The organism is Microcoleus sp. B9-D4, from assembly GCF_036705105.1.
Taxonomy (GTDB): domain Bacteria; phylum Cyanobacteriota; class Cyanobacteriia; order Cyanobacteriales; family Microcoleaceae; genus Microcoleus.
In genome coordinates this window covers 1-8,588 of record NZ_JAUBTS010000033.1, presented here as the reverse complement: position 1 = coordinate 8,588, position 8,588 = coordinate 1, and the positions used below count along the sequence as shown (strand labels likewise).

The window sequence follows — 8,588 nt, the reverse complement described above, 5'->3', positions numbered from 1 at the left end:
CGGAAACAGTCGGATTTTCAGTTTCTACTGCGGGAGAATCTGTTTTTGGATCGGCAGGATTTGGATCGGAATTGGGATTTTCGGAAATTGTCGGATTTTCAGTTTCTCCTGCGGGATAATCTGTTTTTGGATCGGCAGAATTCGGATCTGAATTGCGATTTTCAGAAACAGTCGGGTTTTTGGTTTCTGTCGCTGGAGAATTTTCTGGTTTTGTTTCAACAGGATTTGTTGCAGAAGTAGTATCTGCTTTTTTGTCTTCTAATTTAGTCTCTGTTTTTGGCGCAGCGTCACCTATCAATTCTTTGCCTTTTTCTGATGTACGCCAATCGGAGTTTTTGGCAATTACATCATCGATTGAAATGACTTTAGGGGTGGCGCCTTTGAGGGAAAATATGATATCATTGTAGTCAGCATCGCTGCCTTCGCCTATTCCCATATCTTCCATGACAAATATACTGCCGCCATTCGCAACACTGGCTATTTGTCCCCGTTGAAAAGCGTCGCTGGAATTAGCTGTTGCCATTGAAAATAAGGGTTTTTTGTCTCCGCCAATGCCTGGGTTGTCGTATACTTGCTGTATTGTGCCGTTGGGAACTAGGATGATGCCAAGTTCGTCTCCTGGTGTCATTGCGAAGGTTTTGATTCCTCGGTATTCTCCGATATTGAAGTTGTTTTCTCCCTCTAAACTAGAGAATGAAGCTGCTTCTGTACTGTCAGAAATGGCGATGTAACCGAGTGAGGAGTTGCTTAAAGCGCGTCTGGCTGCTTCTAGTATAAATGCTTGGGAATCGGGAACAAATTCTGGCATTCCTGTGAGGCTGATAATTGCTAGTTCTCCTTGATACCAGCCTCCGTCTGATAGGTAATCGAACACTATTTTACCTGTTTCGTCTGCTTGGAAAATGCCGGAGTCGAAAGAAATGTTATTTTGAGTTGCTGGTTTGGCTGTATCGCCTGTTATTGGGTCGGTTTTAGTGGTGGATGTTTGCGGTTCTTGGGGGATTTTGTTGGTTGTTGGTGTGGGATTTTTGTTGAGGATGAAGGCGTCTGTGTCTGGTTGGGGAGAGTTTTCTGGGTTTTTGTCGAGGATTTGGTTGTTTGATGATGATAGTTCGATGCTGGAGTTTGTGGAGGATGTTTCGTTTGTTGTTAGGGGATTTTTCGGAGGGTCAGAGTAATTCTTGGTAGAAGTAGTTAGTTGCAATTCTTCTGTAATGTCGGGGATGAGGGAAATATTGGCAGTTAGTTTTGGGGTAGATGCTTCGATTGGTGACATGATTTACAGTTTGGTTTTTTGATGATGAAAGTGACTAAAGTTATGCAAATAATGAGGATGTTAATCTTGAAAAAATCGCAAGCAAAGCGAGTCCAGACGATGCTGGAATTTGTTTTTTTTTATTGATGATGCAAGCTGCGATATCGACAGGTGAAAACCTGCCAGCGAGGCTGACCAAAATTTGATGTGAGGGGATTAGGTTGATTTTTTTATTGCTGTTGTTAACAGATTGATTTGAGAATATCAGTAACTTTTATCGATCGCAAGTGCTTTTGGCCATCAGGAAGTAAACTTTATGGAAGCTTTAATCCACTGCCGTGTACTGAAGTGTCACGCTGCGAATTTTGGGATGAGTGAGAATTTAGGACTGGCGATCGCCCAACGGCTTGACTGTATGCTGTATAAAAAGTAACGTTGTTTTTGGGGATTACGCAAAACCCGATCGCAACAGTAAAGGCTTGGGAAACTAGGTTGTACAGTCTTGGACGCAGACACACTATATGTAGTGCGGTGCGATTTCTAATAATTACTAACGACCAATGAGTGATGACTTCGCCTAAGTGAAGCCTAATATATGCCAAAATACGGACGAAATGTGCTATCAGTAGAAGACGAAAGCAGCCTTGACGAAATTTAAAGTCCCATGTTGAATGCGAACGGGAGCATCTTGACAGATAATCGATCGACCGCGTCGCAGTGGGCGCAAGAAGCTTTAGGGCTTCCCGAAGTTCAAGTACAAGCGCGTTTGCGGGGAAATCACCTGCACATTTTGTGCGAAGCAGCGCAGTGTCCGTCTCAAGAATTGGTGACGGCGAGATTTACCAGCGCCCTCGAACACGCGGATTTAACGCGAGTTCTGCCCGATAGACCTAAAATTTACCAGTTGTTTCTGTGTGGGCGCAAAATCGGTTCCCGACAAAATGACTGGACAGTCCGGCTCGATTGCAGCAGTCCCAAGCGACAGCAACAGCCACAGCAACCGGAACCAAAAGTTGCCGAAGTGCCCCCGCCAGCGAGTTCCCCCGACGAACCGCCAGCAAGCCCTAAAAGAGGCGGATTTTTCGGCAAATTTAAGAATGACAACCAGAAACTCAAACAGACACCAAAACCAGTAGAAACAGCAGCCCACCCGCCGCAAGTACGGGAAGAACTGGATTTTGACGCCGACAGTCTGCCCATCGCCTCCCGCATTGAATACCCAGAAGCTTTTGAAACTTCCCCCGTGACGATCGACACTTCGGCTGCTGCGACGCGGGAAGCCGTCGGTTCCGCCGTTCCCCCGCAGCAGAAAGCGAACCGTGGCGCGGTGGCTTTGATTCAATCCCCCGAAGCCGACTCAGGCGAGGGCGCTCGCGATGGAACATTAACGGTTTCGCCGGAAACCTTGGCGCGCCGGGGCTATCCAGATGCGATCGCCAGCTATCTCAGCGAAATCCTCGGCCCGATGGGAGTTTCGGTGAAAGTAAGCATTCGCGAAAAAGAACTCAAAAGTAGCCGAGAAACCCTGCCGGTGAATGGACCGGAAAATATCAAACCCAAAGAACGCCGACTGCTAGTGCTGTGCGAGTCAGCTTACAGCCCCGACCCCTCCTTGCTGGCCGAACCCATCGCCGGCAGGCTGCGGAAACTGCAACTAGAGGATTTCCGGGAAGCCGTGATCGCCAGCCAAGTCAGCGGCGAAGCGAAGCCGGACTGGCTGCTGCGGGTGGATTTGACTTCGCCGGACAAAATTCTCAAGGAATGGGCCAGGTGGGGAGACGTACAGTCGATCGCCAAACTGCTAAATCAACACTTGGCTGCATCGAGAGTCGAAGTGCGGGCCACCCTCAAAGAAGCAACCCTCCACCTGTTTTGCAGCAAAACTGCCAAAAAAGGACAAAAGCCTAAACGGCAAGAATACCCCGACAAGCACCAAACCACCGACGCGATCGCCCCTTTGTTAGCATCCTTTGCACCCCAAGGCATCCGCGCAGCTACTATCTACGGCGTAGAACCAGCCAAGGACTCTCAGGCGGCGCCGGAGTCCCCGGTGTGGATAGACTGGGTAGACTTGCCAGCAGCCCACCACCCCGACTTGGCTGCGAACGCTAGAACGCTGGCGATCGAGGGCGACCAATTGGCTTTGACTTTTTTATTGAACAGGTTGCTCAACCCCAATCTCAGACGCAAGCTGGAAACAGGAGGGATTCGGGCTGTCGTGCTGCAAAAAGCCAACGTGCTGCACGTCATGACAGAAGCTCTGACTTGCCCTTCTCAGTCGAAGATAGGCCAGCCGGTGGTCAAATTTTTGCGACAGTTACAAATTCCGGGAGTGGCAGGGGTGCGAGTCTACGGACGGCGCGCCGGCCAGAAACTGCCTCTGTGGCGCTACGCAATCGACCTCAGAACGGCTGTTGACGAGGAATCAGCGACGGCACCCGCACCGGTTCCCTCGCCAGTGGCGGTGTTGGAAAAGGAACCGGTGCCGGAGTTTGCGCCGGAGGAGGATGGGAGTTTTTCGGGTTTGGGCGACAAGCTTGACGAGCAGATGCCCAACTCCTGGCGGCCCCGCTTCAAAATCCGACTCCCCGGATACAATCTGGGCGAGCAGTTAGTTCAAGCTGCGGTGCAACCGCTTGTCGCTTCGGGTTTGTTTGTTCCCAACGATGGTTTGTCAACAAATGCTGCTGCGCCGGGGGGCGTGAGAGCCGATCGCGCGGCGGGCATGGCTTTGGTTTGGGCGATCGCTGGCTGTGTGCTGACTTTCAATACCGATTGGCTCCTCGGTCTATTTCTGCAATCTGCGACGGTCAGTCAAGCTCCTAGCGCTTCTGAAGTTTGCAGCGGCCCAAATTGTCAAAATTCAGCTCCCAAGGCTTTGGGCGACGTTACAGCCCGACTTCCGAACGAAACCCCGAACCCCGTTCCCCCTGCTGGGGAGGTGAATTTGCCTCAAATTCCGTTGCAACCGTCGCCGGAAGCGAACCAGCAAGAGGCTTTCAATGGCTCTGGGTTTACGAAACCGGGAAATACTAGCGTTCCTGTAGCTGATGTTTCTACTCCTCCGGTGTTCCCCACTTTGAGGAGCGAGCAGCTTGACGATCAGATAGCGCGCTATCAAGAGTACATTCACCTGCACAAAAAACCGCCGGATATTTTAATTGTCGGTAGTTCGAGGGCACTGCGCGGTATTGATCCGGCGGTTTTGGAAACCGCTTTGGCAGCTTCGGGCTATCCGGGGCTGAGGGCTTATAATTTTGGGGTTAATGGAGCTACTCTCCAGGTTGTAGATTCGATCATCCGCCGGATTTTGCCGCCGCAACAACTGCCGAAATTGCTGGTGTTGGCTGACGGGGCGAGGGCTCTCAACAGCGGGCGGCCGGATTTGACTTTTAGTGCGATCGCTTCTTCGGAAGGTTACAGGCAATTGAGCCGGGGTAGTTTTCTGATCCGCACCAATCAATTAGAATCCGAAACATCGAAGGAAAGCGCCAACAATCCGGTGGCGACTGCGACTGAATTGGTGAACAATTTGGGAGAAGCTCAAGCTAATGTTCAGCAATTGGTGAGTCAAAAGTTGGTGGAGGGTTCTGCAACTTACAAAAAGCGCGATCAACTTAAAGGGTTTTTGCGATCGATCGCCAATCCATCAGCCCCTGTTGCAACCGACAGCCCCCAAACCCCAGCCCTGGGTGAACAAACAACTGAAAACGTTCAGCCCACTGCTATGAGTAAACCCGTCAGCGAGTATCAACCAAATGGCTTTTTGCCGATCGATATACGCTTCAATCCCGAAACTTACTTTCAGAAGCACCCGAAAGTATCTGGTTATTACGACTCCGACTATCAAAATTTTAAATTGGTAGGCGAACAAGCTCTAGCACTCAAAAATCTGATCGAATTTACCAAAGTTCGCAACATCAATCTCGTGTTTGTGAATATGCCTCTGACTGAAGATTATTTAGACCCAGTGCGGACAGGTTACGAACAAGAATTCCGGCAATATATGCAAGAATTAGCAGCTCAAAGCGGACTAATTTTCCTAGATAAGAGTTTATTGTGGCCCCAGGCGCGAGAATCTTTTTCCGACCCCAGCCACCTCAACCGTTACGGTGCTGTTGCAGTGTCTAAGCGGTTGGCTCAAGATCCCATGATTCCCTGGCCGGCGAAACAGTAGTTATAATTTTTGAGTGGTGAGTTATTTTAGAAGTTAAATGCTCCCAACGTTGGGAGTGCGGCGCGACTATCTCAAAACTATTCTTTCCTGCGGCTAAGTAGTAGTGAAAATGAAAAGATTGATATTTCCAGAAAATAGCAAAAATCAACAGATCAAAAGTCCAAGAAAAAATTGGCCTTTGATATTTTTTATATTATCTTTAGCATTTTTCTGTTTCAGTTTGTATAAAGGTTTCTTTTTACCTTTAGCTTTATCATCTGGGCCGCCCAGCAACGAACAAAGTAGCGAACAGCAAACTCTGGCCCCCTTTGAAGAGGTTGTCAAAGACTCGCAAAAGTTAGAGGGATTATTTACTCTTTACCGCAATCAAGCAACTGATAAAGTATATCTGGAAATTAAACCGCAACAACTCGACAAAAAGTTCCTGTGCTTTGTGACATTGGCATCGGGTTTGGGGGAAGCGGGCATTTTGAGCGGAATGCCGATCGGCGATTTCTTGTTTCAACTGCGGCGCGTCCAAAATAACGTGCAGTTTGTGATACCAAATATAAATTTTCGCACAAGTCCGGGCGATCCGCAAGCAGGTTCGGTAGCACGGGGATTTAGCGAGTCGATTCTCTATTCTTTGCCTCTCAAAAGCATTCATCCGCAAAGACAAACTCTGCTAATCGATTTAGGCGATTTGCTGATGAGCGACAAACGCGATTTACCAGGGGTAAAAGCGATTTTGCCGATGCTTTTGGGCGCTTCTTACTCGATCGATGCAGACAAGTCTTCTTTTAAAGATGTTAAAGCGTTTCCGCTGAATGTGGAGATTGCTTCTGTCTATGGTTTTTCTAGCGATAATGACAGTGAAATTAACTATTTACCTTCGATTCCTGACAGTCGGGCTTTTAACCTCCGCATTCACTACAGTTTCTCGGAAGTGCCGCTAAATAACGGCTACCGCCCCAGACTTGCGGACGAGCGAGTGGGCTATTTTCTCACAGCATATAAGGACTTTTCTGACAAGAGCAGCCGGGAGCCTTTTGTGCGCTATATCAATCGCTGGCATTTGCAAAAGCAAATCCCGACGGCGCCGATGTCGCCTCCGGTGCAGCCGATCGTCTTTTGGATTGAAAATAATGTGCCGGTGGAATACCGAAACGCAATCCGCGAGGGCATTTTGGCGTGGAACAAAGCTTTTGAAAAGGCAGGTTTTACTGAGGCAATTCAGGTTAAACAAATGCCGGACAATGCTAAATGGGACCCGGCTGACGTTCGCTACAATACTATCCGCTGGTCGAGTTCTTTTGAGCCTCAGTTTGCCGGCATCGGGCCGTCTCGTACTAACCCGCTGACGGGGGAAATTTTGGATGCTGACATTCTGTTGGATGCTAATGTTGTCCGGGAAATCAAACAGGGCTATCGGTCTTTGGTGGAACAAAATCGATCGCTATCTAAGAGTTTTCAAGGGCGAAACGGTTCTAATACCAATCCCTGTCAGTTCGGGATGTATTCTCGCTATTTGAATGTGCTAGAAAATGGGGATTTAGGAAAAAGCAGCGGGGAAAATGCTCAAGGTGGAATGGCTGATGATTTGCCGACTTTGGTAGAAAGATACCAAGAGCAAAAGCGCTCGCCTTTATCGCGGTTGATGTCGAGTTCGGATATGTGTTTTGGGTTGGAATCGAGCCGCCAGTTTGCGATAGGGGCAATGTCGATGGATCTGTTGGAAAATGCAGCGCCTAGCAGTGGGACGATTGACAATTATGTTAATGAATATATCCGATTTTTGGCTGCTCACGAAGTCGGTCACACTCTGGGTTTGAGGCACAATTTTCACGGGAGTACGATGCTGCAACCGGAGGATTTGAACAATACTCAGGTAACTCGCACGCAAGGTATGATTTCGTCGGTGATGGATTATGTGCCGATTAATTTGGCACCTCCGGGAACTGTGCAGGGCGACTATTTTCCAACGATTGTAGGGCCCTATGACGATTGGGCGATCGAGTACGGTTACAAGGTGATTGGCGGCCGGGACCCCAACAGCGACTTACCAGCGCTGCAACAAATTGCCAGCCGCGCTGCGGAACAGCAATTAGCTTACGCGCCGGATGAAGATTCTTTTGATATTCTCGATCCCGCTGCAAATACTTTCGATCTCAGCGCTAATATGCTGAGGTATTCGCAATGGCAATTGGATAATGCTAGGGCGATGTGGAAGCGTTTAGAAAAGCGCACTCCGGCTGGGGAAGACGGTTATAACGAACTGCGGGTGATGTTTGATTCGGTGTTCGGGTATTATGTCAACCAAGTGATGAATGCTACTTTGTATGTGGGGGGACAGTCGTTTAGTCGGATTCGCCCTGGAGATCCTAATGCGAACTTGCCGTTTGTGCCGATCGAACTTTCTCAGCAGCGAGAAGCATTAGCAACCCTTGAAAAGTACGTTTTTGCGCCGGATGCGTTTAGTTTTGCGCCGGAATTGCTGAATAAATTGGCGCCTTCGCGCTGGGAACACTGGGGAAGTCCGGCTTTGGTGTTTCCTCTAGATTACCCGATCGGCGATCGAATTACTTTTTTGCAGCGGTTTGTGTTGCGGGTTTTGCTATCTCCGATGCGCTTGGCGAGACTGCGGGATGCAGAGTTAAAATCCGCGCCGGAAACTGCTTTGAGGTTGCCGGAAGTGTTGAATACTGTGCAAAAGGATATCTGGCAAGAGGTTTTGCAGCCGGAAAAGAAGATGCAAATTTCAACTTTTCGGCGTTCTTTGCAGCGGGAACATTTAGCAATTTTGATCGGAATGGTGCTGCGAAAAACGAGTGTTCCAGAGGATGCGCGGAGTTTGGCTTGGTATGAGTTGCGGCAGTTGCGGGAGGGTTTGAGTAAGAGTATTCGGAATTTGGATCGGAATGCTGATGCTTATACGCGGGCTCATTTGGAGGAAACGCGCGATCGAATTTCTAAGGTTTTGAATTCGCAAATTCAGTCAAATTAATTTGGGGGTTCAGAAACCGGGTTTTTTACGATAATATTTCGTGGCCACCCCCAGATTCGATAAAAAACCCGGTTTCTTTGGTGGAAGTGCGTAATTCCTGACTTAGGAATGAGAATTAAATAACTTCCACTCTTGAAAGTGGGATGGGCGTCCCGCCCGTCCAAAAAGGACGG

3 protein-coding genes are annotated in these 8,588 nt (G+C 48.8%); 2 read left to right on the top strand and 1 reads right to left on the bottom strand.

Annotated elements, in window-relative coordinates; genetic code table 11:
- On the bottom strand, positions 1–1,276 hold a 1,276-nt coding region (locus QUB24_RS19385), incomplete at its 3' end, for a DUF4114 domain-containing protein (RefSeq protein ID WP_333154794.1).
- A 643-nt stretch (positions 1,277–1,919) separates the two neighbouring features.
- Here QUB24_RS19385 and QUB24_RS19380 point away from each other — a divergent pair.
- Positions 1,920–5,432 carry a hypothetical protein gene (locus QUB24_RS19380; RefSeq protein ID WP_333154793.1) on the top strand — a complete coding sequence of 1,171 codons (3,513 nt, stop codon included), beginning with the start codon at positions 1,920–1,922 and terminating at the stop codon, positions 5,430–5,432.
- Between the two features lie 109 nt (positions 5,433–5,541).
- The gene (locus QUB24_RS19375; protein ID WP_333154792.1) at positions 5,542–8,415 is read left to right on the top strand and encodes a zinc-dependent metalloprotease; all 2,874 of its coding nucleotides are present in this window, start codon (positions 5,542–5,544) and stop codon (positions 8,413–8,415) included.
- Positions 8,416–8,588 lie beyond the last annotated feature (173 nt).